Raw genomic sequence first — 25822 nt, 5'->3', positions numbered from 1 at the left:
GCGTGACCAGTACTCAGCAGCTCCCCAGCGTCGACGACGTCCGCAGCGCGCTGAAGAGCGTGCAAGACCCGGAGATCCGGAAACCCATCACGGACCTGGGGATGGTCAAGGACGTGGTCGTCGGCGACGACGGCGTCGTCACGGTCGGGATCTACCTGACGGTGGCGGGCTGCCCGCTGAAGGCGACGCTGACCAACGACACCCGCGACGCGGTGTCGAAGCTCCCGGGCGTGGTGGACGTCCGCGTGGAGCTCGACGTCATGAGTGACGAACAACGCACCAACCTGCGCAAATCGCTCCGCGGGGACGCTGCAGAGCCGGTCATCCCGTTCGCCCAGCCGGGCTCGATGACGCGGGTGTACTGCGTCGCGTCCGGCAAGGGCGGCGTCGGCAAGTCGTCGGTCACGGTGAACCTGGCCGCGGCGATGGCTCAACGCGGACTGTCGGTCGGCGTCGTGGACGCGGACATCTACGGCCACTCGATCCCCCGCATGCTGGGCACGCGCGAGAAGCCGACCAAGGTCGACACGATGATCATGCCGCCGCAGGCGCACGGCGTGAAGGTGATCTCGATCGGCATGTTCACCCCGGGCAACACCCCGGTGGTGTGGCGTGGGCCGATGCTGCACCGCGCGCTGCAGCAGTTCCTGGCGGACGTCTTCTGGGGCGACCTCGACATCCTGCTGCTGGACCTGCCGCCGGGCACCGGCGACATCGCGATCTCGGTGGCCCAGCTGATCCCGAACGCGGAGATCCTGGTGGTCACGACGCCGCAGCAGGCCGCGGCCGAGGTGGCCGAGCGGGCCGGCGCGATCGCGCTGCAGACGCGTCAGCGCGTCGCGGGCGTCATCGAGAACATGTCGTGGCTGGAGCAGGAAGACGGCTCCCGCTTGGAGATCTTCGGCTCGGGCGGCGGGCAGACCGTGGCCGAGTCGCTGACGAAGTCGATCGGGTCCGAGGTGCCGCTGCTGGGCCAGGTGCCGTTGGACCCGCGGCTGGTCGAGCAGGGTGACTCGGGGACGCCGCTGGTGCTGTCCGAGCCCGACGCCCCGGCGTCCGCGGTGCTGAAGGAAGTGGCGAAGAAGCTGACGGTCCGGGCCCGCGGCCTGGCCGGGATGATGCTGAACGTCACCCCGGCCGGCCGCTGAGCCTTTTCTAGGAGCAGCGCCAGACGTACGGAGCCGAGTGCTGCGTGGCGGAGTCGTAGCGGTAGCCGCCCGCGGTGCCGTCGTCGCCGATGACGACGGGCAGGTCGGCCTTGAGGTCGCCGAACTTCGCGACGAAGGTGCCCTGGTTCCAGACGCCGTAGCCGGTGCCCGCCAGGTCGTTGCCGCCGTTCGCCTCGTCGATGCGGCCGGTGATCAGGCCGCTCGCGTTGATCGAGAACTGCGGGTTGCCGTTGGACAGGTTGTAACTGGACTTCGGCAGGACGTGGGCCGCCTGCTGCTGGTCCCAGAAAACGCCGACCTTTTTGCCGTTGTAGGTGCCGTAGCCGACGACGCGGCCGTTCTTGATGGCCAAGGGCGAGGCGAACTGGAGGCCCGGCACGGTGCCCAGGTGGGTCAGCGTCCCGTCGCGCCAGATGTCCAGGCTGTTCAGCACGATCGAGCCGTCGGTGTCGACCGCGACCGGCCCGACACCCGACGACGGCGCGCCCGTCAGCAGCGTCACGGTGCCCGGCTGGGCGGCGGGCCAGCGGACCGCGGTCTGGCCCGAGCCGTCCTGCTTGCGCACGACGCCGATGACGTCGCCGGAGTCGGTGATGCCGACGGCGGCCGAGCGCGTGTACTGGCTCGACGTCGGGAAGGGCAGCTGCACCAGCGTGCCGCTGGAGCTCTTGAACGCCCGCTCGGCGACGAAGCCGAAGACCGAGGTGCGCGCGGTCCCGGCGACGGCGCCCGAACGGTTCTCGGCGGTCACGCTCGCGTTGGTGGTGCCGGCCGTGCCGAGGTCGGTGAAGGTCCCGTCGGTCCAGGCCGCGGCCCGGACGGTGGTACCGACGGGGTCGATCGGCAGGGCCCAGCCGGCGAAGTTCCCGTGGTCGTCGGTGGCGGTCACGCTCGCGCTCACGGAGGTGCCGATGCCGAGAGCGGTGGGCTTCCAGGTGCACGCGGCGGCGGTTTCCGTGGCGGCTTCCGTGGCTTCCGTGGCGGACGCCGGCTGCCCCGAGCCCAGCAGGCCGGCTGCGAGCAGCGCGCAGCCCAGCGATCTGAGTTTCATCTTTCTCCCCAGTTGTCGGCGGGGCGGCAGAAAGCAGCCCCCGCCCTCTCCGGGGGTCCGGCCCCGCACCCATTTTATCGGGGGTGGCCGACGGAGAACCCCTAAATGGCCCGGGGACGATCAACTGTCCACATTGCGGCCGGGCTGGGGATAACTGCCGACGCTACGTCGTGTCCGTGGTGTTCGTAATGGGCGAGACCAGGGCAGCAGGTTCAAGGCGGCCCCGGTCGCGGGCGGCGGAGAGGTCGTTGCGGGAGACGAGCAGCACTGAGGACACCCAGAGCGGGAATCCGTCGGCGCAGGACTACACCGCGCGCGGTGCCGTGCTGACGAGCCTGCTCGCCTCGGGAGGCGCCGATCTACAGCCGGTTCGGCTACGAGCCGGCCAGGACTGGACGCTACGTGGCGTCCGGGTCGATCGGCGGGCGCTCCCCCGGCTTGAGCGGTTCCGGCTGCTTGGCCTGGCTGGCCGCGTACCCGTTCGAGCCGTTCGTCCCGTTGGAGCCGTTGGTGCCGCCCAGGTTCGGGCTGCCGTTCGTGATGCCCTTCAGGCCGAGCGGGTCCGCGTCGCCGTCGAACAGGTGCTGCGTGACCACCCGCTTCGGGTCGAAGTTGCGCAGCCCGCGCAGGTCTTCGAGCGGCTTGCGGAGCTGATCGAACTCCGGGCCCATCTCCTCGCGGAGCTGTTCCCGCGCACCGGTCGCGAAGTCGCGGACCTTCTTCACGCTCTTCGCGAGCCAGGACGCCGCTTCGGGAAGCCGTTCCGGGCCGAGGATGAAGAGACCGGCGATGATGAGGACGAGGATTTCCCCCCATCCGACACTGTCGAACACCGTCTACCTCCGCTCGGAACCTACCCGCTCAGGGTACCCGCCCCGGCCCGCGCTCCGGCAGGCCGAACGCGGGAACTCAGTCGGAAGCCAGAGTTACGTCGACGACGAAGCTCGCGCCGTCGCGGACCAGCTGCACGGGGACGACCTGGCCGACGTCGTTGGCGCGCACCGCGACCGTCATCTCGGCCGAGTCCCGCACCAGCCGGCCGCCGATCTTCGTGATGACGTCGCCCTCCTTGATGCCGGCGTTCGCGGCCGGCCCGCCGGGCGCGACGTTCTTGACCTGCGCGCCCATCGTGGACGAGCCGGCGACGGTCGAGGAGGCGTTGATGCCGATGTCGGCGTGCTGGACCTTGCCGTCCTTGATCAGCGCCTTCGCAATCTTGATCGCGTAGTCGCTGGGGATGGCGAAGCCGATGCCGATGCTGCCGCCGTCCGCGCCGGAGGAGCGGATCGAAGAGTTGATCCCGACGAGCGCGCCGGTGGAGTCGACGAGCGCGCCGCCCGAGTTGCCGTGGTTGATGGCGGCGTCGGTCTGGATGGCTTCGTAGGTGACGGGCGGGGCACCGTTGTCGCCGCCCGCGGTGATCGGGCGGTTGAGGGCGCTGACGATGCCGGCGGTCACGGAGTTCTGCAGCGCGAGCGGCGAGCCGATGGCCATCACGGTGTCGCCGACCTGCAGGTCCGAAGACCTGCCGATCTGCAGGACGGTCGGGTTGGTGACGTTGACCTTGACGACGGCGAGGTCGGTCTTCTGATCGGAGCCGACGAGCTTGGCCTCGGTCCGGGTGCCGTCGATGAAGATGGCGGTGACCTTGACGCCGGGGTCGGCGCTCGCGGAGGAGATGACGTGCTCGTTGGTGAGGATGTAGCCCTGCGGGTCGATCATGACGCCGGAGCCCTGCTCACCGGAGTCGGCGCCGGGCTTGAAGACCTCGAGCGAGACGACGGCGGGCGCGACGCGCTTGGCGATCTCGGCGACCGAGCCGGCGGGGCGTTCCTTGGCGGCCTCGGCTTCGGAGATGGTGGCGGAGCCGGTGAGTTCGCCGCCGGTGTCGGCGACCCACCAGCCGACGAGCCCCCCGAGGGCCCCGACGAGCAGGGCGACGACCCCGAGCAGCGCGAGCGCCTTCGGCTTCACACGCCGCCCGAAGAGCACCTCGGGCAAGCTGAGCAGGGCGCCAGGTGGGCGTTTGGCGGGCTTTTCCTCGTCTTCGGCGGGCATCGCCGGGCCGGCGAGGACAGCGCCGGCGCCGGGATCGCGCCAGGGGTCGCTGGTGCTGTTCCACAGGGGCGGCTCTTGTTCCTTCGGCTCCCCGGTGGCTTCCCGCGGCCGTTCGAGCAGCACGCCTTCGGCTCCGGGCGGCCGCCGGAAGGCCTCGGCGAGCGACTCGGGAGCCGGCGGCGCGAGCCGGACGCCGTTGGACTTCTGCGGGGAGTAGAGCTGGTCGAACGCCCCGTCGACGCCACTGGGCCGGCCGAAGACGGCAGCCTGCGCCGGATCGACGGCGGGCCGCGCGAGCGGCCGCGGACCCAGCCGGTCGGCATCGCGCGCGCCGGGCTGCTCGGGATTCTCGTTCGGCTCGGTCATCATTCCCCGGTGCAGAAGATCAGGTGGCTGGGCGTGACGATACCCAAGCCCAGTGCTCCGAGTCTGCCGGTACGTCAGTGAAATGGCTGTTGCTTGGGAGGGTTGTCCCCAGGGGGCGGGCAATGTGGACAAACCGGCGCCCCAGGCGCTGATCAGCGAGTTTCGTCGGAGGGCCGCGATAGACTGGACGTGGGCACGCCCCCCAGGGAAGGGCGGGGGCTGCCTGCTTTCCGGCCTGCGAGCCGGACCGGCGGCGACCGTGGGCACCGGCGCGTCTCTTGAGCGAGCCTGGTCGGGCCGCCGAGGTGTATGAACGACTCGTTCACCTCGTCTGACGACATGAACGAGTCGTTCATGACGTCGCCAACCCCCCGCCAAACGTCGCGAATGAGTCATTCGGGACCTCCGGCGCCCCCAATGACTCATTCGCGACACCCGACTCCGCGCGCGGACGTGACTTTGCCGGAGCCCAAGCGTCCGACGACAGCGCGAGCCGGACAACCGGCCAAGCACCACGAAATGGCGAAGGCCGCCACGAGGAATCCCTCATGGCGGCCTTCGCGGGAAACAAGTCTCAGCGGATCCCCGCCGGCACCGCCACCGGGGAGCTCACCGGCGTCGACGTCGGGACCAGCTGCTGCGGCACCGCCATCTGGGCCGGCAGCAGGTTCGCCGGCTGCGGCGCTCCGCCGCCCGTCTCCGGGGTGCCGTCACCGCTGTCCGCGGTCGTCCCCACCAGGGCCAGCGCGCTCAGCACCAGTCCGGACACCACCACGCCGGCCCCCTGCGCCGCGCGGCGCTTGAACCGGCCGCCGCCCAGGACGTTCGGGGACTGGCCCAGGGGCGCCGTTGATCCCAACGGCGCGACACCACCCAGGACCCCCGTGTCGCGCAGCCCCGCCACCCGGTCCGGGCGCTGGACCGCGACCAGCTGGCCGTCGGCCGTGATGGCCAGGTTGTCCGGCGCGCTCGGGAGGTCCGTGTGCTCCGGGATCGACTGCAGGCTCGCCAGGAACCCCGCCGACATCGACGGCGCCCCCGCGCGGCGGATCGCGTCCACCGTCTGGCGCTGGGCGCGCACTTCGGCGGCGCACGCCGCGCAGCGCGTGATGTGCGACGCCGCGCGATCACGGGCGCCGTGTGAGAGCTCCCCGTCGACGAACGCCACCACGGCGTCCGGCAGCAGGTGCGACTCGGGGAGTCCCCAGCCTCGGGGTGCGGTCATACCGACACCTTCGCAGACTCCGGGGCCTGAGCGCGCCGGCGCTCGAGCGACGCGCGCAGCGCCTGGCGCCCGCGGTGGATCCGGCTGCGGACGGTGCCCAGCTTGACACCGAGGGTCGCGCCGATCTCCTCGTACGAGAGCCCTTCGACGTCGCACAGCACCACGGCGGCGCGGAACTCCGGCGGCAGCTCGTCGAGCGCGGCCTGCAGGTCCGGGTCCAGGTGCGTGTCGGAGAAGACCTGCTCGGGGCTCGGGTCGTCGCCCACGATGCGGTCGGTGTCCTCCGGCAGGCCTTCCATCCGCACGCGCGAGCGGCGGCGGGCCATGTCGAGGAAGAGGTTGGTGGTGATCCGGTGCAGCCAGCCCTCGAACGTGCCGGGCTTGTAGGACGCCAGCGACCGGAAGACCCGGATGAAGGTCTCCTGGGTGAGGTCCTCGGCGTCGTGCGTGTTGCCGGTCAGGCGGTAGGCGAGCCGGTAGACCCGGTCGCTGTGCTCGCGGACGACCTCGTCCCAGGACGGCGGCGTCCAGGCCGCCTCGTCCAGGGACACGGGCTGAGCCGCGTCGGCGTCGTTATCGGCAACGGCGTTCTGCATCGCGGGAGCAGGCACCTCCATCTGCGTTTCTCCTGTCTGCTCCACCCAACGCGGGCTGTGGCCACGGTGTTCCCCGTGTGCTCGGATTTCAGTCTGTCCGGACTCCTTATGGTTCTAGTGAGACTGGACTGAGAGCAGGCTGAGAACTTCTTCCCGGGTGCTTACCAGGGAGCCTGCGCGGATTTATCGACAACCAACGCTAACCTCCGTGCGTGAACACGCCCACCCCTGCGGCCGCACCGGCCGACTCCGGGTTCGTCGACGGGTACCTGCCCGACGACGAGGTGCTGGCTTCGGCGCGCGCACGGGCCGACGACCTGGGCTGCAGCTCGCTGAGCGCGGGCGCGGGCGCGACCCTGCGCTTCCTGGCCGCGACGCTGTGCGCGAAGGCGGTCGTCGAGGTCGGCACGGGCGCCGGGGTGAGCGGGCTGAGCCTGCTGCGCGGCATGGCCCCCGACGGCATCCTGACTTCGATCGACGTCGAGCCGGAGTACCAGCGCGCGGCGCGCGCGACGTTCCGCGAGGCCGGCTACGCGCCGGGCCGGACGCGCCTGATCGTCGGGCGCGCGCTGGACGTGCTCCAGCGGCTGACGCCGGGCGGCTACGACCTGGTGTTCGTCGACTCCGCGCACATCGAGTACCCCGGCTGCTACGAGCTGGGCGTGTCGCTGCTGCGACGCGGCGGGATCATCGCGTTCCACAACGTGCTGGCCGGCGGCCGCGTGATCGACCCGTCCCACCGCGACCCGGAAACCCTCGCGCTGCGCGAGGTGGCGCGAGCGTTCCGCGAGGACGAACGCCTGGTCCCGGCCCTGTTGCCGGTGGGTGGCGGGCTGCTGGTGGCCGCGGCGATCTGATCAGTTGTCCACAGGGTCGGGCAGATGTGGACAACTCGCCGCTCGCGGCGGGTTGTGTCGGTGGCCGCCGATAGACTGGAACGGGGACGCCCCCCAGGGACGGGTGGGGGCTGTCCCAGCTGCGACCGCGGCCGCCGCCAGGAGCAGCCACACCGCCACCACCGCGATCAGCCACGGCCATCCCGCGTGCCCGTAAACCCACGCCCCGGCCGCGCCGCCGACGCTGCTGCCCAAGTAGTACGTCGCCGTGTACATGCCGCCCACCTGGCCGCGCGCGTTCTCGGGGGCGTCGGCCGCCGCCCAGCCGTTCGCGACCGCGTGCGCCGCGAAGAACGCGCACGTCAGCACCAGGAAGCCCGCGATGACCAGCGGCAGTGCGTCCGGCAGCGTCAGCGCCGCGCCGACGGCCGTGAGCAGCAACGCGCCGATCAGCGCACGACGCCTGCCCACGCGCGCCACCAGCCGGCCGGCCGCCGCGGACGACACCGAGCCGGTCGCGTAGGCGAGGAAGACCAGCGACGCGATCGCCGGCGACAGGTCCAGCGGAGCACCGGTCAGCCGGAACCCGGCCGCGTTGTAGAGCGCGACGAACGAGCCCATCGCGAGCAGCGCGACGGCGTACTGGGCGAGCAGCACCCGCTTGCTCAACGCCGTGACCAGCTCTTTCGCGACCGTCCGGAGCTGGGCGTCGCCGCGCGGACGCGTCCCAGGAGGCAGCGTCACGACCGTGATCGCCGAGCAGATCGCGCCCACGCCCGCGACCACGAACAGCGCGCCGCGCCAGCCGAGCGGCCCGGCGGTGAACCCGCTGGCCAGCCGGCCGAGCATGCCGCCGATCGTATTGCCCGCGATCATCGCGCCGACCGCGGCGGCGACGCCCGCGCGGCCGAGGCGTTCGGCCAGGTAGGCGGCCGCGACACCGGGGAAGCCGGCGATGGCGACGCCCTGGAGGGCGCGCAGGACGAGCAGCGCCGGGTACGTCGGCATCAACGGCAGCAGCAGCCCGAAGACGACGGACGCGATCACCGACGTCAGGATCACCGGGCGCCGGCCGATCACCTCGGACAACGCGGCGATCGGGAGGACGGCGATGGCGAGCGCGCCGGTCGCGACGCTGACCGCGAGCGCCGCGCCGCCGGGGTCGAGGTGGTACTGCGCGGCGAGTTGGGGCAGCACCGGTTGCGGCGCGTACAGCAGGGCGAAGGAGGAGATCCCGGCCGCGGCGACGGCGGTCTTGACTCGGCGCGTGGAGGTCACCACCTGAAAGTAAGCAGCGCTAACCAATACGTCTAATGCACCAAGCTGGCATGATTGATGCGATGACGTATGACTCGCTGTCGGCGCAGGTGGCGCCGCACCTGCCGCTGCTCGCCGCCCTGCGCGAAACGAGGAACGTCACACGCGCGGCCGAGCTGCTGGGCGTCCCGCAGCCGACGGTGAGCCGCCGCCTCGCGGCGCTGGCCGCCGCGCTGGGGGCGCCGCTGACGGTCCCGGACGGCCGCGGCATCCGCCTCACGCGCGCGGCCGAACTGCTGGCCGAAGCGGCCGAGCGCGGCCTGGCGGCGGTGGACACCGGCGTCCGGCTGGCGCGCGAGGAGGTGGCGCCGGAGTCGGGGCACGTCGTGCTGGGGTTCCTGCACCTGCTCGGGCGGTCGCTGGTGCCTTCGCTGCTGCGCGGGCACCGGGCGCGGTACCCGGGGGTGCGGTTCACGCTGGTCCAGGGTTCGCGGCAGGAGATGCTGGACCGCCTGGCGGGCGGCGAACTGGACCTGGCGCTGCTGGCACCACTGCCCACGGCGGCTTCGCTGGCCACGGCGGGTTTGGTGGACGAGGAGATCCTGCTGTCGGTCCCGGCGGGCCACCCCCTGGCGGGCCGGGAGTCGGTGCGGGTGGCGGAGCTGGCCGACGAGGAGTTCGTGCTGCTGGAGCAGGGTTACGGGGTCCGGACGCTGACGGACGAGCTGTGCGCGGCGGCGGGCTTCACCCCGCGGATCGCGTTCGAGGGCCAGGAATCGGACACGGTCCGGGGCCTGGTGGCGGCGGGGCTGGGGGTGGCGCTGCTGCCGCGGTTCGGGCCGGGGACGCCGGCCGGGGTGGCCGAGGTGCCGTTGGAGCCGCGGCCGTACCGGACGATCGGGCTGGTGTGGCGGGCCGACGAGCCGATGACCCCCGCGGTCACCGGCTTCCGCGACCACGTCCTGACGACGGCGGCCGAGCGCTGAGGCTCAGGCCAGCGAAGCCGCCAGCTCCACCAAAGTCCGGGCCGCGAACCCCGTCGCTCCCGGCACCACCTCGTCGTAGTTCTTCTCCGATCGCGCCGGCCCCGCGATGTCCAGGTGCGCCCACGGCAGCCCCGCCGTGAACTCGCGCAGGAACAGCGCCGCCGTGATGCCGCCCGGGCCCGCCGGGGTCTGGCGGACGTCGCCGAACTCGCCGCGGACGTTCTCCGCGTAGTCCTCCACCAGCGGCATCCGCCACCACGCCTCGCCCACGCGCTCCCCCGCCGAACGAACCAGCGAAGCCAGCGAGTCCGCCGAAGCGAACAGCCCGCCCGTGCGCAGACCCAGCGACACCTTCATCGCGCCGGTCAACGTCGCCGCGTCCACCACCAAGTCCGGGGTGTAGCGGCGGATTCCGTACGCCAGCGCGTCGGCCAGGACCATGCGGCCCTCCGCGTCCGTGTTGCCGACCTCGGTCGTCTTGCCGCCGTAGTGCCGGACGATGTCGCCCGGCCGGTACGCCGACCCCGACACGTGGTTCTCCGCCGCGGGCACCAGGGCCGTCACGCGCACCGGCAAGCCCAGCGCCGCGATGCCGCGGATCGCCGCGATCACCGCCGCGCCGCCCGCCATGTCCGTGCGCATCAGGTGCATGCCGTCGGCCGGCTTGATCGACAGGCCGCCCGTGTCGAACGTGATGCCCTTGCCCACCAGCAGCAGGTGCTTCGCCGCCCCCGACGGCTTGTACGTCATCTCGATCAGCCGCGGCGGCCGCGCCGAACCGCCGCCGACCGCCAGGACGCCGCCGAAACCCTGCGTCGCCAGCCACTTCTCGTCCCGGATCGCCACCTCGACGCGCGGGCCGGCCACCCGGGCCGCCGTCTCCGCCAGCCACGCCGGGGTCTTCACATTGGACGGTGTGTTCGCGAGGTCGCGCGTCAGCGCCGTCGACGCCGCCAGCACCGAAGCCCGGTCGACCAGCGAAATGAACGACTCGACCGCCCGGTCGTGCGCGACCAGCCGCACCGTCCGCACGACCGGCTTGGGGTCGTCACCGGTCACCTTGAACTTGTAGCCCCCGAGCAGCAGCCCCAGCGCCAGCTCCGTCACGTGGTCGCCGGAAGCCTCCTCCGGCAGCACCAGCTGCACCGCGCGGAACGCCTTGCCGCCGTGGCGTGACATCCGGGGCTCCGCCCCGGGCCGGGGGCTCCGCCACCCGGAGCCCCCGAAAGCCTCGATGTCGTCGGCCAGCGCCGCGTTCACCGCGCGGACCAGCGCCGCACCCGCCTTCCGGTACTGCTTCGGCTCGCCGTCGCCCAGGCCCGCGACCCAGCGGGCTTCGCCGGCGGGGACCGTCTGCACGTCGCCCGCCTTGCCGGTGATCCGGACACCGCCGATCTCCAGCGGCTCGGACTCGACGTCGTCGGCGGGTGCGGTTACCAGCCGGGCCGTCGGGGCGCCGCGGCGGAGGTCGCCCGCCACCTCGATGTCGAGCAGACTGGTCGGAACGGGGGGTAGCGGATTACGCACAGTGAGCAACCTTCGGGCGCAGAGGAACCGCGACCCCGGCCTCCGAAGGGAGACCGGGGTGCGACGGAAGGACGGTTCGAGGGGATCGGCTAGCCGGTGACCTCCGCCAAAGCGGCGCCGAGGTCCTTCGCTTCTTCCGCGGAAAGTTCGACGACGAGTCGCCCACCACCCTCGAGCGGTACGCGCATCACGAGGCCCCGCCCCTCCTTAGTCACTTCGAGGGGACCATCTCCGGTCCGGGGCTTCATGGCCGCCATAGCGTGCTCCCTCCGTCTCAACCGGCGCGCCCGGGTCGCGCTCGCGTGAAAGCCAGCCGGGTCTTGGTGTCCATTGTCCCTCATCAGCGGCCGGGCGCATCAGCGGACCGATCTTTTGCCGCCGTATCGGTGCTGGTATGCGGCTCGCGCGGGGTGGAAGACTGTCGGACGACCGAGGTTTCCGCGCAAGGAGAAGACGTGACCACATCCGACGTCCTGCTGTCCGCCGACGCCGACGGGGTGCGCACCCTCACGCTCAACCGGCCGCAGGCGTACAACTCGCTGACCGTCGAGCTGAAGGAAGCACTGCTCGCGGCGCTGCGCGAGGCGGCGGACGACGAAGCCGTCCGCGCGGTCGTGCTGACCGGTTCCGGCAAGGCTTTCTGCGCCGGCCAGGATTTGAAGGAGCACGTGGGGCTGCTCCAGGCGGGTGACCCCGCCCCGCTACACACGGTGAAGGAGCACTACAACCCGATCGTCAAGGCGATCGTGTCGATGGAGAAGCCGGTGATAGCGGCGATCAACGGCACCGCCGCCGGCGCCGGGGCCGCCTTCGCCTACGCCAGTGACCTGCGGATCGCCGCCGAGTCGTCGTCGTTCCTGATGGCGTTCGCCAACGTCGGGCTCGGCCCGGACTCGGGCGCGTCCTGGACGCTGCAGCGGCTGGTCGGCTACGGCCGTGCGGCCGAGCTGATGCTGCTGGCCCGGACCGTCGACGCCGCGGAGGCGCTGCGGCTCGGCCTGGTCGGCGAAGTCGTAGCGGACGAAGAGCTGCCGGCGCGCGCCCAGAAGATCGCGGCGAAGCTGGCGAACGGGCCGACCGTGGCCTACGCGAAGATCAAGGGCGTGCTCAACCTGGCGGCGCAGTCGACGTTCGAGGAAGCGCTGGAAGCCGAGGACGCCGCCCAGACCGCGCTCGGCGCGACCGCCGACCACAGCGAGGCCGTCGAGGCCTTCGTCGGCAAGCGCAAGCCCAACTTCCAGGGCAAGTGACCGACGGCTGCTTCCGGGTTCAGCCGGCCCGGAAGCAGCCTTCGACGTGGTCGTCGACCATGCCGGTGGCCTGCATCAGCGCGTAGCACGTGGTCGGGCCGAGAAAGACGAAGCCGCGCTTCTTCAGTTCCTTCGCCATCGCTTTGGACTCGTCCGTGATCGCCGGGACGTCCGCCATCGTCTTCGGACGGACCTGAGCAGAAGGCGCGAACGACCACAAAAGGTCGTCCAAGGGCGTGTCCAGGGAAGCGATCGCCTTCGCGTTGTTGATCGCCGCCAGGATCTTCGCCCGGTTCCGCACGATCGACGGGTCCTGCATCAGCCGCTCGACGTCGGCGTCGCCGAACTTCGCCACCTTCACCGGCTTGAACTGCTTGAACGCCGTCCGGAAGCCCTCCCGCTTGCGCAGGATCGTGATCCACGAAAGCCCGGACTGGAACGACTCGAGGCACAGCCGCTCGTACAGCTCGTCCTGGCCGTGGAGCGGCACGCCCCACTCTTCGTCGTGGTACGACGCGTAGTCCGGGGTCGAATTGCCCCAGCTGCACCGCGCGACGCCGTCGGCGCCGAGAAGCTCACTCATCCCCACCCACCGAATAGTCCTCCGCGAACCGCGCGAACCGCCGCAGCGACTGGCGCACCCCCAGCGCGAACGCCGGCCGCACCACCGGCCAGCCGAGCTTCCCCAGCGGCCCGAACGGCAGCCGCAGGTGCTCGGCCCAGACGAACGTCGAACGCGTCGCGCCCTTGGGCACCACCTGGAACACGCCCGTGCCCTGCACGAAGCTGCCGAGGTGGCGGACCCCGCACCGCACCGGCGGCTCCCAGCTGGTGATCTCCATCGTGTCGGTGAAGCCGATGCCGGCCACCCCGGTGAACGCCGCCAGCCGCGACCCGACGCTGCGGCCGTTGCCCTCGACGACCTCGACCTCGGTGCCGAGCATCCACTCGCCCTGGCGCGTCCAGTCCGTCAGCGCGAGCCAGGTCGTCCCGGCCGGCGCGCGGACGTCGACCGACAGGATCAGATCCGTCACTGGGCGCCTTCGGGCGAGCTCTCCCGCTCGCGTTCACGCTGCTCCAACTCGGCGACCCGGGTGCGCAGCTCGTCGAGCTCGACGCCGAGGCGCCGCATCACCCAGTCCACTTCGGACATCTTGTAGCCGCGCAGGACCAGCTGGAAGCGGACGTCGGTCAGGTCCTCGCCGGTGATGTCCTCGGCGGGCAGCCGCGTCGGCGAACTGCCCGGCGGCAGCGGGGCGAGCTCCTCACCCCGGCCGAAGACCACGGCGGCGAGCAGGAACACCACGGCGGCCACCAGCAGCATGACTACGAGGTAGATCAGCGCGGTCGTCACGCGACGATCGTGGCATACCCGCCCCACGATCGTCTCGCGAGCACGACGAGCCGCAGCGAAAGCAGCACCCACGCGACCATCAGCAAGGCGCACGGGACGCTCAGGAACAGCCGCGAGACGTCGACGAACCCGGTCGTGCAGATCAACAGCCCGACCGAAGCGAGGTTGACGCCGACGGCCGCCGCGATGAGCACGCCGCAGAACCGGGCGAGCCCGGCGCCGTCCAGGCGACGGCTCAGCCAGCGGATGCCGAGCAGCGCGAGCACGCCGATCACCGGCACGACGAACACCGCGCCGTGGGTGACGTGCGTGACGACCTTGTACCACTCCGGCGTCGGCGTCGAGATCTTCGTCCACTCGCCGAAGGTGAGGATCCGGGCGTAGTCCCACGCGATCTGCATCGCCGGGACGCCGAGGACGAGCTTCCACAGCGTCCGGACGCCGCTGAGCATGCCGAGTTCGGCCTGGTAGTCGCGGGCGACGACGGCCGCCGGTCCGAAGTCGGCGACCGCGCGGCGCTCGGCGTCCTCGTCGGTCCAGCCGCCCGCGCGGTAGGCGTCGGCGGCGTCGCGCAGGCCGTCGCGGGCCTCCCCCAGCAGGTCGGCCTTGAACCGGCCGCAGCCGCGCAGCCTGCGGTCCAGGTCCCCCAGGTACTCGTCGATCATGCGCCCAGCACTCCCCCGATGACCGCGGTGAACTCCCGCCATTCGGTGCGTTCGGCGGCCAGGGCTTGCTCGCCGGAGCGGGTGAGGCGGTAGGTGCGGCGCTTGCGGCCGGACACGACGTCCCATTCGCTGGCGAGCCAGCCGGCGCGCTCGAGCCGGCGCAGCGCCGGGTAGACGGTGCCGGTCGGCAGGTCGAGCGCGCCGTCGCTGCGCAGCTGGAGCGCCTCGATGATCGCGTAGCCGTGCAGCTTGCGGCCGTCGAGCACCGCCAGCAGCAACGCGTCGAGGTGCCCGCGCAAGGTGTCCGCCTTCATAGGTACGCAGTCTACACGTCGACTGACTACATGTAGGCAGCCTACGTGTAGCCTGTCTACATGAACGCACTCCCGGTCGCGAGACTCCAGTTCGCGACGACGACCTCGTTCCACTTCCTGTTCGTGCTGCTCACCCTGGGGTTGGTCACGCTGGTGGCCGTGATGCAGACGCGCTGGACGCTCGGCGGAAAGCCCGAACTGCTGCGGATGACGCGCTTCTGGGGCCGCCTGTACGTCATCAACTACGCGCTGGGGATCGTCACCGGCATCGTGATGGAGTTCCAGTTCGGGCTGACCTGGACCGGTCTTTCCGCCTTCGCCGGTGACGTCTTCGGCGCGCCGCTGGCCATCGAGACGCTGGTGGCGTTCTTCCTCGAGTCGACCTTCCTCGGCCTGTGGATCTTCGGTTTCGGGCGCCTGCCCGAATGGCTGCACCTGACGCTGATCTGGCTGGTCACGCTGACCGCGTACGCGTCGGCGCTGTTCATCATGCTGGCCAACTCGTTCCTCCAGAACCCGGTCGGCAGCCGGCTCGAGGGCGGCACGCTGCACCTCGACGACTTCGGCGCGCTGTTCTCGAACCCGGCGCTGGTCGCGTCGCTGCCGCACGTGCTCAGCGCCGCGCTGGTGACCGGCGGGTTCTTCGTGGTCGGCGTCAGCGCGTACCACTTCCTGAAGCGCACGACCGAGGTCGAGTTCTTCCGCCGGTCGATGCGGATCGGCGTGGTCGCGGCCCTGGTCGGCTCGATCTTCGTGGTCAACCAGGGCTTCGCGCAGTTCGGCGAGCTCAAGATGTACCAACCGGACAAGCTGGGCGGGGCCGCGGTGGGCGCGCCGCTCGGGGCGATGATCGCGCTCGGGTTCGCCATGTTCCTCTGCGCGATCCTCGGCACGCTGCTGCTGGTCCGGAACTGGCTCACCAAGGCGCGGTTCCTGCACTACCTGATGGTCGCGGCGATCCCGTTGCCGTTCCTCGCGGCGATCGCCGGCTGGCTGGTGCGCGAACTCGGCCGCCAGCCGTGGCTGGTGTGGGGGAAGCTGCGCACCGCGGACGCGATCGCGGACGTCCCCGCCGGCCAGATCCTGTTCTCCTTCATCGCTTTCTCACTGCTGTTCGCCGCGCTCGCGGTCGCCGACTGGGTGCTCATGGCGCGCGTCGCCAAGCGCGGCCCGGAGCCGGTCGGTGACCCTGGTGTGCCCGCCGAGCTGCCCGTCCTGAGCGGAGTCTGACCGATGGTGACCTTCTTCTGGTGCCTGCTGGGCCTGTTGACCTGCGGGTACTTCGCGCTGGCGGGTTACGACTACGGCGTCGGCATGCTGCTGCCCGCGTTCGAGGCCGACGAGCGGCGGCGACGGCAGACGCTCGGCGCGCTCGGGCCGTTCTTCCTGGCCAACGAGGTGTGGCTGGTGGCCGCGGTCGGCGTTTTGTTCGGCGCGTTCCCGCACCTGGAGGGCAAGGTGTTCGCCGGGGCGTACGTCCTGGTCGTGACGCTGCTGCTCGGCCTGGTCACGTTCACGGCGTCGATGCAGCTGCGCAGCCGCCGCCCGGACGCACGACGCGGCGCGTGGACGGCGGGCATCGTCGGCGGCGCGCTGGTGACGGCGCTGTCGTGGGGCCTGTTCCTCGGCAACCTGGTGCTGGGCCTGCCGCCGACCGGTGACGTCCTCGCGTTCTTCAACCCCTACGCGGTGTTGTGGGGGCTCGGGTTCGTCGCGCTGTTCTGCCTGCAGGGCTCGGCGTTCCTCGCCGTGCGGGCGCCGGCGGAGCTGACCGGCCGCGCGGTGCGGCTGGCCCGCGCTTTCTCGGCACCCGTGGTGGCTTTCCTCGTGATAGCCACGGTGTGGGGCTTCTTCGCGCTTTCCGGCGTCACAGCGCTCGGCGTCGGTGTGGCCGTGCTGACGTTCGTCGCCTTCGCCGTCTTCCGGCTGGCGTTGGCGGCGCGGCGGTTCCGGGTGGCGCTCGTCGGGTCGATGGTGCTTTCGGCGTGTCCGGCGCTGCTCACCGGCACGCTGCGGTTCCCGACGGTGCTCGTGTCCTCGGCGTACACGCTGAGGGTCGAGGAGGCGGCGACGGCGTCCGGGACCTTCGCGGTGCTGGCTTGGTTCGCTGTGCCGGCGGTGCTGGTGCTCCTGGTGGTGCAGTGGCTGACGTGGCGCGCGCACCGGCATCCGCTCGACCAGCGCTCGCTGCTGCACTTCTAGGAGTCGTCGTGCCTGCTCTGCCCGGACTCCGGCGATACCTCGTTCTTTTGGGCCTGCTCGGAGTGCTCTCCGCCGTTTTGGTGCTGGTCCAGGCCGAAGGTCTGGCCACGCTGCTCACCGGCGGCGGGGTTTCGCTTCTGCTGGTCGCGGCGGTCCTCGGCCGCGTCGCGCTCACCTGGCGTCACGGCGTCCTCTGTGGACGGTTCGTGGCGTCGGTCCGCGGCGGCCTGCGACGGCGGCTGCTCGGCTCGTCTTCCGATCGCGCCGGGGTGGTCGCCACGCAGGTCACGCGCGGTGTCGACGCGACGGACAGCTACCTGAGCGGCTACCTGCCGTCGCTGGTGGTGTCGGTGGTGGTGCCGATCGCGGTGGTCGTGCGGCTGTTCACGACGGACGTCGTGTCGGCGCTGGTGGTGACGGCGACACTGCCGCTGATCCCGGTGTTCGCGATCCTGGTCGGGAAACACACGGCGGCGCGGACTTCGCGGCAGTGGTCGTTGCTCTTGAAGCTGGGCGGCCACTTCCTCGACGTCGTCCGCGGGCTCGAGACGCTGAAGGTGTTCGGGCGGGCGTCCGCGCAGGCTTCGACGGTCCGGTCGATGGCTTCCGCGCACGCCGACGCGACTCTGAAGACGCTGCGGGTCGCTTTCTTGTCATCTCTCGTGTTGGAACTGGTCGCGACCATGTCGGTGGCGCTGGTCGCGGTGCCGGTCGGGTTCCGGCTTCTCGCCGGTGGTCTTGACGCTCGGACGGCGTTGCTGATTCTGGTTCTGGCGCCGGAGGCGTACTTGCCTCTGCGGGCTGCCGGGGCGAAGTTCCACGCTGCGGCGGAGGGGTTGACGGCGTTGCGCGAGGCTTTGGCGGTGCCGGTGGTGGTTTCCCGGTCGGCTGCTTTCACTCGACGGCGAGGTGCGCCTTCCGTCGTCTTCGAGCGGGTTTCGGTCAGCTACTCCGGGGTTGTGGCTCTGTCCGATGTGGACTTGACGGTGTCGGCTGGTTCGCGGGTGGCTCTGGTCGGGCCCAGCGGGTCGGGGAAGAGCACTTTGCTGGCGGTGCTGCTGGGGTTCGTTTCTCCTTCTTCGGGGCGGATCCTGGTCGATGGCGCGGACTTGCGTTCGTTGTCTTCCTCGGACTGGCTGGCCGACGTGGCGTGGGTCCCGCAGCGGCCGACGCTGTTCCGGGGGTCGCTGGCGTCGAACATCGCGTTGGGGTCATCGGCGGACGTTCCTTCGGCGGCCCGAGCGGCGGCGCTGGACGCGGTGGCGGCGGGGTTGCCCGCCGGGTTCGACACCCCGGTGGGCGAGCTGGGTGAGGTCCTGTCGGCGGGTCAGCGTCAGCGGGTGGGGCTGGCGCGGGCGTTGGCGCGGACGTCGGCGGGGTTGGTGCTGCTGGACGAACCGACGGCCCGGCTGGACTCCCGCACGGAAGCGACGGTGCTGTCGGCGACGCGGCGGCTGCTGCAAGGCCGGACGGCGGTGCTGGTCGCCCACCGGCCGGGGATGGCCGGGTTGGCGGACCGGGTGATCGAGCTGCGGGATGGCCGAGTGTGCGCGGAGGTGGCGGCATGACCATCTGGGCCCTGTCTCCCAAGGACGTCCTTCGCCTTCTCCGCGCCGCTCTTCTCGGCGCCGGAGCCGAACTCGCCGCCCTTGCTCTCATGGCCACCGCCGCCTGGCTGCTGCTTCGCGCCGCCGAACAACCTCCGCTCGGCGCCCTCACCGTCGCCATCGTCGGCGTCCGGGCCTTCGCCCTCCTGCGCGGTGGCCTCCGGTACGCCGAACGGCTCGCCGGGCACGAGGTCGTCCTGCGGTGGCTCGGTGCCCTTCGCACCCGCGTCTACCAGGCCCTCCTCCCCGGCTCGCGCTACTCCGGCGGGGACCTCGTCACCCGGCTCGTGTCCGATGTGGACGCTCTGCAGGACGCCGTCCTGCGGTGGCTGCTGCCCGCCGGCGTCGCCGGGCTCGTCGGGGGCGCCGCCGTGGTCGTCACCGCCACCGCATCGGGACCGGCCGCCGTCGCGCTCGGCGGTGGACTGCTCGTCGCCGGGGTTCTTCTGCCCTGGCTGGTCATTCGGCTGACCGGCAAGGCTGCCCAGGAAGACGCTCCGAAGCGAGCCGAACTCGCCGAACGAGCCGTCGAACTCGTCACCGGGCACCGCGAACTCGTCGCCGCCGGCGCCCTGGAACAGACCCGCGCGCGAGCCACCGGCGTCGTCGATCAGCTCGCGGGCCGCGAACGCACCACCTCGGGCAAGACCGCCCTGCTCACCGCCGCCGGAACGCTCGTCCAGCTCACCACCACCGTCGCCGTCGCGCTGCTCTGCCACGCCTCCGTGCCCTGGACCGCCGCGCTCACCCTGGCCGCCATGACCACCTTCGAAGTCGTCCTCCCGCTCGTCGGCGCCGCCCGGCGCGTCCCCGAGATCCGCGCGTCGGCCGCCCGCGTGAAAGCCGTGCTCACCGAGCCCGCCAGGCCTCAGGGCACCCGGTCCGTACACAAAGGACACCTCACGCTGCGGAAGGCCGGAGTGAGGTATCCCGGCCGGGCGCCCGCAGTGAAGGACATCGACCTCGACCTCCCGCCCGGCAAGCGCGTCGGGATCCTCGGCCCCAGCGGTGCCGGCAAGACGACCCTGCTCCGGCTCCTCCTCGGCCTCGAAACCCCCACCGACGGCCAGGTCCTCCTCGACGGCCACCCGCTCGCCGAGTACGCCGGCCTGCCGGAACTCGTCTCAGGAGCCCTGGCCGACGCCCACGTCTTCCACACGACCGTCCGCGAAAACCTCCTGCTCGCAAAACCGCTGGCAACCGACGAAGAGCTGAAAGAAGCTTGCGCGACCGCCGACTTCGACCTCGACCTGGACCGCGACACCGGTCCGGACGGCGACGCGCTCTCCGGCGGTCAACGCCAGCGGCTGATCCTCGCCCGCGCGGTCCTGGCCGCGCCGAAGGTCCTGGTGCTCGACGAACCGGTCGAAGGCCTCGACCCCGCCCACGGCGACGCCGTCCTGGCGAGGGTGCTCGCGAAAGCGAGAGGCACCGTCGTCCTCGTCACCCACCGCCCCGAGCAGCTCGAGAGCTTCGACGAGATCCTCACCCTCGAGGACGGGCGAGCACTTCCCGCATCGGCGGCCGGTCCGCGACCCGGACCTCGGTGACGTCCGGCAGCCACTCCTCGTCGACCTGCACGAACTGCGTGAACGGAGCGTCCGCGGCCGGGACCCCGCAGCGCGAAAGCGCCGTGCCCAGGATCTGCCGGGACATCGCGCCCAGCTGCAGCAACGACCGGTTCCGGTGCTTGCGGACGCCGAGGTTGACCTGCGCGAGCCCGTCGAGGCCGTAGCGCGCCTCGGCGTCGAGCAGCAGGCCGATTTCGACGCCGTACCCGGCGGCGAACGGCACCGATTCCAGGAACTCGCGCGTGCCCGCGTACTCGCCGCCGAGCGGCTGGACCAGCCCGCCGAGCGAGGGGCGCAGCGCCGAAAGCACCGGCCGCGCCAGCAGCTCGGTGACGCGGCCGCCCCCCGTGCTCTCCAGCCGCAGCGGACGGCGGTAGAAGCCCTTGACCAGGTGGACGCCGCTTTCGGACACCAGCGGCCCGAGCAGCGAAGTCACGAACGCGGGGTCCGGGTCGACGAGGTCGGAGTCGAGGAACACGACGATGTCGCCGCTGGTCGCGGCCAGCGAGCGCCACAGCACCTCGCCCTTGCCGGGCACCGGCGGCAGGTCCGGCAGCACGTCCTCGCGGCGGACCACCCGCGCGCCCGCGGCCTCGGCGGTTTCCACCGTCGCGTCCGTGGAACCCGAGTCCACGACCACGAGCTCGTCGACGACGCTGCCGACGAGCGGTCGCACCGACGCGACGACGTCACCCACGGTCCGCTCTTCGTCCAGTGCCGGTAGCACCACCGAAACCGTGCGGTCACCCTTCGCGGTCACGATGTCCTCGGGCGTCCACCCGGGCTCCTGCCACGTACGCCGCTCGAACCAACTCACGAGTAACGATCGTGCCATGCTGGGAGCCACCGCACCGAAGAGGAGGACCACTTGATCGCGCTGCTTGTCCGGTTCGTGCTGGGGCCGCTGGCCAGGGCGGTGTACCGGCCGGAGGTGATCGGCGTCGAGAACGTGCCCACGACGGGCGCGGTGATCCTCGCCGCCAACCACCGCGCCGCGCTCGACACCGGCGTGATCACGTTCGCGACGCCGCGGCAGGTCAAGTTCCTCGGCAAGGCGGAGTACTTCACCGGCAAGGGCGTCAAGGGCAAGCTGATGGCCGGGTTCGTCGGCGGGCTCGGCTACATCCCGGTCGAGCGCGGCAACGCCCAGGCCGGGCTGGCCGCCCTCGAAGCGGCGCGCAAGGTGCTCGACGCGGGCGGCGTCTTCGCGATCTACCCCGAAGGCACGCGCTCCCTCGACGGCCGGCTGCACCGCGGCCACACCGGCGTCGCGGCGCTGGCCCTGGCGACGGGGGCGAAGGTGGTGCCGGTCGCGCTGACCGGCACCGAGCAGCTCCAGGCCGCGGGGCAGCGCGTCCCACGTCCGGCGAAGATCGCGATCACGTTCGGCAAGCCACTGGACTTCTCGCGGTACGAAGGCCAGGACTACTCGCCGGCGATCCGCCGGTCGGTCACCGACGAGGTGATGTACCAGATCCTGGAGATCTCCGGCCAGGAGTACGTGGACACCTACCACAAACGGCCCAGCGAGGGCGTCGCCTGAGCCGTCCGGGCTCGCCGAGCCCGGACCAAAGGTCGCACTCGCCGCCGGGCCGTCAACGAGCCTCGAACGAGGCTAAATCCCCGGCGGCTCCTTCGCCCACTTCGGCGGGGCCGGCGGTTCGTACGTCGCGAACCGGTCCAGCAACGCCGCCGGGTCCGCGTCCACCATCAGCAGCTCGCGGTAGTCCGCCTTGACGAACCCCTCGGTCACCATGTGGTCGGCGAAGGCCATCAACGGCCCGTAGTACCCGTCCACGTCGACCAGGCCGATCGGCTTGCCGTGCAGCCCCAGCTGGGCCCACGTCCAGACCTCGAACAGCTCCTCCAGCGTGCCCGCGCCGCCCGGGAGGGCCAGGAAGCCGTCGGACAGGGCCGCCATCTTGGCCTTGCGCTCGTGCATGTCGGCCACGACGTGCAGCTCCGACAGCCCCGCGTGGGAGATCTCGACCGACGACAGCGCCTCCGGGATCACGCCGATCACCTCGCCGCCCGCCGCCAGGGCGGCGTCGGCGACCACGCCCATCGTGCCGACGCTCGCGCCGCCGTAGACCAGCCCGATGCCGCGCTGGGCCAGCAGCTTGCCGAGCGCCGCCGCCTGCTCGGCGTAGCGCGGCGAGAACCCCATCGACGAGCCGCAGAAAACGCAGATCCGGCTCATCAGTGCGTGTCCTCCCATGCCTGGTAGGACTCCTGCACCACGCGGACGGCGTCGTCGATGTCGTCGGTGACGTGCAGCAGGTCCAGGTCGTGCGGGCTCACCTTGCCCTCGGCCTGCACGGTCTTGGCGATCCAGTCGTAGAGCCCGCCCCAGTAGTCGCTGCCGAACAGCACCACCGGGAACTTCGTGACCTTCTTGGTCTGCACCAGCGTCAGCGCCTCGAACAGCTCGTCGAGCGTCCCGAAACCGCCGGGCAGGCAGATGAAGGCCTGCGAATACTTGATGAACATCGTCTTCCGGGCGAAGAAGTACCGGAAGTTGACGCCCAGGTCGACCCACGGGTTCAGGCCCTGCTCGAACGGCAGCTCGATGCCCAGCCCGACGGAGAAGCCACCGGCCTCGGCCGCGCCGCGGTTGACGGCCTCCATCGCGCCCGGGCCGCCACCGGTCATCACGGCGAACCCGGCCTTGGCCAGCGCCTCGCCGATCTTGCGGCCGAGCTCGTACTCCGGGTGGTCGCGCTTGGTGCGCGCCGAGCCGAACACCGTGACCGCGCGCGGGACCTCGGCGAGCGCGCCGAAGCCCTCGACGAACTCGGCCTGGATCCGCAGGACGCGCCACGGGTCGGTGTGCACCCAGTCGGTGGGCCCCCGCGAGTCGAGCAGCCGCTGGTCGGTCGTGCTGCCCTGGTCACGGCGGTCGCCGCGCAGCACGACCGGGCCCTTCTGGCGCTCGACCGGACGCTCGGGGTACTGGCCGTCGGGGAATTCAGACTGTTCACTCACCCGGCCATGCTACGACCTGCCCCCCACTTCTTTCGGGGGTCCGGGGGCGGAGCCCGCCGGCGTGGGGTGTGGGGCTCGGCCCCACAAGTCACAGCGAGAATGCGAGCAGCGCCGTGGAGGTGAAGTCGATGGCCGGCTTGTTGCTGGGCCATGAACTCAAGTCGTCCGCGTAGCGACTTCCCTGGCCGTCGAAGGATTCATACGGTCGGGTGCATTCCTTCGCGCCCGCCGGGAACGGCAGATCGGCGAAGTTGTCCGCTCCGTTCGGTCCGTTGACGACCGCGCCGTACAGCACTTTCGAAGGTCCGGCGAGGTTCGCGGCCTGGTGGTGCGGGCACTGCGGGAACGTCGTGCCGACGCCGACCACGAGCGACACGCCCCAGGCGTTCACGCCGAGCGTGAAGTCACGCTGTTGCGCGCCGAAGGCCGCGTAACAGCTGTCGCCGGTGACGCGCTGGTAGAGCCGCGCGGTGGCCGCGAAGCCGAAGCTCTTGCTGGCGGCGTCGAAGTCGGTGACGTCGACCGCGGTCCGGAATGGACTCTTCTTCGCCGCCGCCACTCCGGAATCGAGCTGACGACGCAGGTCGGCGGCCAGCTCGCGAACGCCGAGCGCGGCGCCCGGGACCCCGGTGCGCAGCAGGCCGGCGAGGTCGGCGTGGGCGAGCGCGCTGGTGTCGTAGAGGTTCAGCGTGCTCGTGTCGTCGCTGCCGATGTACGCCTTCGAGCCAGCCGAGGCCGAAGCGGACCTCCTTCGCCAGCACCGGATCGGGGTCCTCGCGCAGCACGAATCCCAGCTCGGTCAGCGAATACGCGGTGTTGGAGGTGAACTTGACGAAGTCGCCGGCGTCGACCCAGCCGCCCTCGACGTCGACCGGGCCGCCCTGCGGCTTCAGCGGTTCGAAGATTTCGTCGCCGCCCTCGCCGGCGAACTTCGGCTCGGCGTAGACGGTGGCCTTCCGGTCCGCGAGGTGCGAGGGCTTGCGGTCGAGGCGTCCCGGAATGACGTCGTGGCCGTCGCGCCGGCGGCCTTGACGCGGTAGGTGCCCGACCGGTCTACAGTGGACAAGTCCAGATCGAACACCCTGGGGTAGTTCGCGTTCCAGGTGCCGAGGCTCGCGCCGGTGCGGCCTTCCCGGACCGTGCGGCCGCGCTCGTCGACGACCGTGAACTTCCCTTGGGCGCCACCGAGCAGGTACGCGTGCTTCGCCTCGCCCAGCGCGTAGCCGACTTGGTCGACGCGCACCTCGGCCGGAGTGGCCGCTTCGGCCGGGGTGGCGGCGAGGGGCGCGGCGAGTGCGATCGCCGTCGCGAGGGGAAGCAGGCGCATGGTCGGCCTCCACTTTGTTAGGAAAGTTTCCTATTTAGCGCGAGAACGCTACCCCGGCGCGGGCAGGGCGTCGATATGTCCGTTTCCGCGACGACGGCGGCGATGACCTACCGTGGGGAGATGACCGAACCGCTCGGCGCGCGGATCCGGCGGCTGCGCACCGGCCGGGGCTGGACCCAGCGCGAGCTGGCCGAGCCGGGGTACGACCGCGGGTTCCTGGCGAAGGTCGAGACCGGCAGCCGGCCGCCGTCGGAGGAAATGCTGGCTTACCTGGCCGGGCGGCTCGGCCTGACCGCCGACGACCTGCGGTTCGGCCGGCCGCCGGGCGTCGCCGACGAGCTGCGCGCGTCCCTCGACGAGGGCTACCGCGACCTCGAACAGGGCCGGGTCACGGTCGCGGAGGAGCGGTTCGCTCTGGCCGGGAAGCAAGCGGCGGGCTACCACCTCGACGACGTCGAGTGTTACGCGCGGTTCTGCCTCGCCGAGGTGAAGTGGCAGCTGTTCGACGTCGAAGGCGCGCAGAAGGAGCTGGAGCACGCGTCGGAGCTGGCCGAAGCGGCGCCGCCGTGGCTGCGGGCGATGATCGTGCACCGCTGGTCGGGGTGCCGGTACCTGAGCGGCGACGCAGGCGCCGCGATCGCGCGGGTCGAAGAGGCACTGGCCCCTCCGGAACTCGACCCGGATGCCGAGTTGTGCCTGCTCAGCGCGTTGATCCACCCGCTGATGGAGATGGGCGGGCTGCACCGGGCCGAGCGTGCGGCGCTTTCCGGACTTCGCTTGATCAGGACGGCCACGCGGCCGGACTTCGTCGCGCGGTTCCACCGGCAGGCGTCGCAGGTGTGGCAGGCGACCGGGCAGTCCGACCGGGCGGAGCAGGACCTGATCGAGGCGTGCCGCCTGTTCGCGTCGGTGGGGTTCGACCGCGACGCGGCCCGCTGTCGCTGGGCCCGCGGGTACCTGCTGCGCCGGCTGGGCCGCCTGGACGAGGCCCGCGCGGAGCTGACGTCGGCCCGCGACGAGCTGGCGGCGATCGGCGCGGAAGAAGGCGTCGCCGGGGCGACCCTGGAACTGGCCGAGGTCCGGCTGCGCCAAGGCGCGCCCGCCGACGCGGCGTCGCTGGTTTCGGAAGTCTGGCCGCTGCTGGCCCGCGACGTCGAGTCCCTCGGCGAGGCGACGGGCCTGCTGGGTCAGATCGCGCAGTCCCGCGGCGACCTTCCCGCCGCGACCCGGCTCCTCCGCGAGGCGGCCGAGATCCAGACCCGGGCGTCCCTGCACGGCGCGGCGGTTTCGACGTCCCTGCGCCTCGGCGACGTGCTCCGACAACGTGGTCATCTCGACGAGGCCATCCAGGCCTACCAACGCGGCCTGGACTCCGCCGCGGACACCGACACGTAACGGACGACGCGCGTACCTGGGCGTACGGCGGACCTGCGAGCTCTGTGGTCCGGTTGGGGGAAGTTTCCTACCAAAGTCTGG

Annotated in this window: 28 protein-coding genes and 1 pseudogene; 10 read left to right on the top strand and 19 right to left on the bottom strand. The window is 71.5% G+C overall.

From position 1 onward, the window contains the following. Positions 1–2 precede the first annotated feature (2 nt). Positions 3–1148 carry a P-loop NTPase gene (locus tag AB0N03_RS23655; RefSeq protein WP_364375516.1) on the top strand — a complete coding sequence of 382 codons (1146 nt, stop codon included), beginning with the start codon at positions 3–5 and terminating at the stop codon, positions 1146–1148. A gap of 7 nt (positions 1149–1155) precedes the next feature. Here AB0N03_RS23655 and AB0N03_RS23650 read toward each other — a convergent pair whose 3' ends face one another. From AB0N03_RS23650 to sigE, 5 genes are all read right to left on the bottom strand, one after another. Next, positions 1156–2220, bottom strand: a complete 1065-nt coding sequence (locus AB0N03_RS23650) for a hypothetical protein (protein ID WP_364375513.1) — start codon at positions 2218–2220, stop codon at positions 1156–1158. A 398-nt stretch (positions 2221–2618) separates the two neighbouring features. Further along, positions 2619–3053: a Sec-independent protein translocase protein TatB gene (gene tatB / locus AB0N03_RS23645; protein WP_364375510.1), complete on the bottom strand. Its 435-nt coding sequence runs from the start codon at positions 3051–3053 to the stop codon at positions 2619–2621. A 76-nt stretch (positions 3054–3129) separates the two neighbouring features. Next, the gene (locus AB0N03_RS23640; RefSeq protein ID WP_364375507.1) at positions 3130–4647 is read right to left on the bottom strand and encodes a trypsin-like peptidase domain-containing protein; all 1518 of its coding nucleotides are present in this window, start codon (positions 4645–4647) and stop codon (positions 3130–3132) included. Between the two features lie 571 nt (positions 4648–5218). Next, entirely contained in the window at positions 5219–5869 is a 651-nt protein-coding gene (locus tag AB0N03_RS23635) for a hypothetical protein (RefSeq protein WP_364375505.1), read from the bottom strand. Next, a complete protein-coding gene (gene sigE, locus AB0N03_RS23630; protein ID WP_364375825.1) occupies positions 5866–6465 on the bottom strand; it encodes an RNA polymerase sigma factor SigE in 600 nt (199 codons plus the stop codon). The genes AB0N03_RS23635 and sigE overlap by 4 nt, the downstream gene beginning before the upstream one ends. A gap of 212 nt (positions 6466–6677) precedes the next feature. Between sigE and AB0N03_RS23625 the strand changes: the two genes are divergently transcribed. Further along, positions 6678–7322, top strand: a complete 645-nt coding sequence (locus tag AB0N03_RS23625) for an O-methyltransferase (RefSeq protein ID WP_364375502.1) — start codon at positions 6678–6680, stop codon at positions 7320–7322. Here AB0N03_RS23625 and AB0N03_RS23620 read toward each other — a convergent pair whose 3' ends face one another. Then, complete coding sequence (locus AB0N03_RS23620) at positions 7323–8579, bottom strand: MFS transporter (protein ID WP_364375497.1); 1257 nt, start codon at positions 8577–8579, stop codon at positions 7323–7325. It lies immediately after the preceding gene. Between the two features lie 62 nt (positions 8580–8641). Between AB0N03_RS23620 and AB0N03_RS23615 the strand changes: the two genes are divergently transcribed. Next, a complete protein-coding gene (locus tag AB0N03_RS23615; protein WP_364375494.1) occupies positions 8642–9544 on the top strand; it encodes a LysR family transcriptional regulator in 903 nt (300 codons plus the stop codon). 3 nt (positions 9545–9547) lie between these two features. On the opposite strand, the gene AB0N03_RS23610 is transcribed toward AB0N03_RS23615, so the two are convergent. Then, positions 9548–11071, bottom strand: coding sequence for a peptidase M17 (locus AB0N03_RS23610; protein ID WP_364375491.1), 1524 nt, complete (start codon positions 11069–11071; stop codon positions 9548–9550). A gap of 89 nt (positions 11072–11160) precedes the next feature. Beyond that, positions 11161–11328, bottom strand: coding sequence for a DUF3117 domain-containing protein (locus AB0N03_RS23605; protein ID WP_013222969.1), 168 nt, complete (start codon positions 11326–11328; stop codon positions 11161–11163). A gap of 198 nt (positions 11329–11526) precedes the next feature. On the opposite strand from AB0N03_RS23605, the gene AB0N03_RS23600 reads away from it, so the two are divergent. Next, a complete protein-coding gene (locus AB0N03_RS23600) occupies positions 11527–12321 on the top strand; it encodes an enoyl-CoA hydratase-related protein (protein WP_364375489.1) in 795 nt (264 codons plus the stop codon). Positions 12322–12340: 19 nt separating this feature from the next. Here the strand turns inward: AB0N03_RS23600 and AB0N03_RS23595 are convergent, their stop codons facing one another. From AB0N03_RS23595 to AB0N03_RS23575, 5 genes are read right to left on the bottom strand one after another with little or no spacing between them, the layout of a single operon-like run. Further along, on the bottom strand, positions 12341–12904 hold the full coding sequence (locus AB0N03_RS23595) for a DNA-3-methyladenine glycosylase I (RefSeq protein WP_364375486.1): 564 nt from the start codon (positions 12902–12904) through the stop codon (positions 12341–12343). After that, positions 12897–13355: an SRPBCC family protein gene (locus AB0N03_RS23590; RefSeq protein ID WP_364375483.1), complete on the bottom strand. Its 459-nt coding sequence runs from the start codon at positions 13353–13355 to the stop codon at positions 12897–12899. Before AB0N03_RS23590 ends, AB0N03_RS23595 begins: the two co-directional genes overlap by 8 nt. Beyond that, positions 13352–13675 carry a DivIVA domain-containing protein gene (locus tag AB0N03_RS23585; RefSeq protein WP_364375480.1) on the bottom strand — a complete coding sequence of 108 codons (324 nt, stop codon included), beginning with the start codon at positions 13673–13675 and terminating at the stop codon, positions 13352–13354. The genes AB0N03_RS23590 and AB0N03_RS23585 overlap by 4 nt, the downstream gene beginning before the upstream one ends. Then, positions 13672–14340 (bottom strand): permease prefix domain 1-containing protein, encoded by a 669-nt coding sequence (locus tag AB0N03_RS23580; RefSeq protein WP_364375477.1) that lies wholly within the window; start codon positions 14338–14340, stop codon positions 13672–13674. Before AB0N03_RS23580 ends, AB0N03_RS23585 begins: the two co-directional genes overlap by 4 nt. Next, positions 14337–14654 (bottom strand): helix-turn-helix transcriptional regulator, encoded by a 318-nt coding sequence (locus AB0N03_RS23575; RefSeq protein WP_285988430.1) that lies wholly within the window; start codon positions 14652–14654, stop codon positions 14337–14339. The genes AB0N03_RS23580 and AB0N03_RS23575 overlap by 4 nt, the downstream gene beginning before the upstream one ends. Before the next feature lie 60 nt (positions 14655–14714). Between AB0N03_RS23575 and AB0N03_RS23570 the strand changes: the two genes are divergently transcribed. The 4 genes from AB0N03_RS23570 to cydC are packed head-to-tail and all read left to right on the top strand — an operon-like array spanning position 14715 to position 20013. Continuing rightward, positions 14715–15884, top strand: coding sequence for a cytochrome ubiquinol oxidase subunit I (locus AB0N03_RS23570; RefSeq protein ID WP_364375474.1), 1170 nt, complete (start codon positions 14715–14717; stop codon positions 15882–15884). 3 nt (positions 15885–15887) lie between these two features. Next, positions 15888–16856: a cytochrome d ubiquinol oxidase subunit II gene (locus AB0N03_RS23565; protein WP_364375471.1), complete on the top strand. Its 969-nt coding sequence runs from the start codon at positions 15888–15890 to the stop codon at positions 16854–16856. 8 nt (positions 16857–16864) lie between these two features. Further along, the gene (cydD, locus tag AB0N03_RS23560) at positions 16865–18424 is read left to right on the top strand and encodes a thiol reductant ABC exporter subunit CydD (protein ID WP_364375468.1); all 1560 of its coding nucleotides are present in this window, start codon (positions 16865–16867) and stop codon (positions 18422–18424) included. Then, positions 18421–20013 carry a thiol reductant ABC exporter subunit CydC gene (gene cydC, locus AB0N03_RS23555; RefSeq protein ID WP_364375465.1) on the top strand — a complete coding sequence of 531 codons (1593 nt, stop codon included), beginning with the start codon at positions 18421–18423 and terminating at the stop codon, positions 20011–20013. Before cydD ends, cydC begins: the two co-directional genes overlap by 4 nt. Here cydC and AB0N03_RS23550 read toward each other — a convergent pair. Next, complete coding sequence (locus AB0N03_RS23550) at positions 19949–20851, bottom strand: glucosyl-3-phosphoglycerate synthase (RefSeq protein ID WP_364375462.1); 903 nt, start codon at positions 20849–20851, stop codon at positions 19949–19951. The genes cydC and AB0N03_RS23550 overlap by 65 nt on opposite strands. A 51-nt stretch (positions 20852–20902) precedes the next feature. Here AB0N03_RS23550 and AB0N03_RS23545 point away from each other — a divergent pair, with 51 nt between their 5' ends. Continuing rightward, positions 20903–21577: a lysophospholipid acyltransferase family protein gene (locus AB0N03_RS23545; protein WP_364375459.1), complete on the top strand. Its 675-nt coding sequence runs from the start codon at positions 20903–20905 to the stop codon at positions 21575–21577. Between the two features lie 72 nt (positions 21578–21649). Here AB0N03_RS23545 and AB0N03_RS23540 read toward each other — a convergent pair whose 3' ends face one another. From AB0N03_RS23540 to AB0N03_RS23520, 5 genes and pseudogenes are all read right to left on the bottom strand, one after another. Then, positions 21650–22234, bottom strand: a complete 585-nt coding sequence (locus tag AB0N03_RS23540) for a TIGR00730 family Rossman fold protein (protein ID WP_364375822.1) — start codon at positions 22232–22234, stop codon at positions 21650–21652. Beyond that, complete coding sequence (locus AB0N03_RS23535) at positions 22234–23019, bottom strand: TIGR00730 family Rossman fold protein (protein ID WP_364375456.1); 786 nt, start codon at positions 23017–23019, stop codon at positions 22234–22236. Before AB0N03_RS23535 ends, AB0N03_RS23540 begins: the two co-directional genes overlap by 1 nt. Positions 23020–23107: 88 nt before the next feature. Then, entirely contained in the window at positions 23108–23578 is a 471-nt protein-coding gene (locus AB0N03_RS23530; RefSeq protein ID WP_364375453.1) for a glycoside hydrolase family 9 protein, read from the bottom strand. Positions 23579–23786: 208 nt separating this feature from the next. Further along, positions 23787–24020 (bottom strand): annotated as a pseudogene (locus tag AB0N03_RS23525) (glycoside hydrolase family 9 protein); the annotation flags it as partial. Beyond that, positions 23909–24346 (bottom strand): cellulase N-terminal Ig-like domain-containing protein, encoded by a 438-nt coding sequence (locus AB0N03_RS23520; RefSeq protein WP_364375451.1) that lies wholly within the window; start codon positions 24344–24346, stop codon positions 23909–23911. The gene AB0N03_RS23520 and the pseudogene AB0N03_RS23525, both read right to left, overlap by 112 nt. A 120-nt stretch (positions 24347–24466) precedes the next feature. Between AB0N03_RS23520 and AB0N03_RS23515 the strand changes: the two genes are divergently transcribed. Next, positions 24467–25741 (top strand): tetratricopeptide repeat protein, encoded by a 1275-nt coding sequence (locus AB0N03_RS23515; protein ID WP_364375448.1) that lies wholly within the window; start codon positions 24467–24469, stop codon positions 25739–25741. The last annotated feature ends 81 nt before the right edge of the window (positions 25742–25822 follow it).

Source organism: Amycolatopsis sp. NPDC051061 (assembly GCF_040682935.1).
Lineage (GTDB): Bacteria > Actinomycetota > Actinomycetes > Mycobacteriales > Pseudonocardiaceae > Amycolatopsis.
The sequence above is the reverse complement of the archived record's forward strand: the minus strand, read 5'-3'. Positions and strand labels throughout refer to the sequence as shown.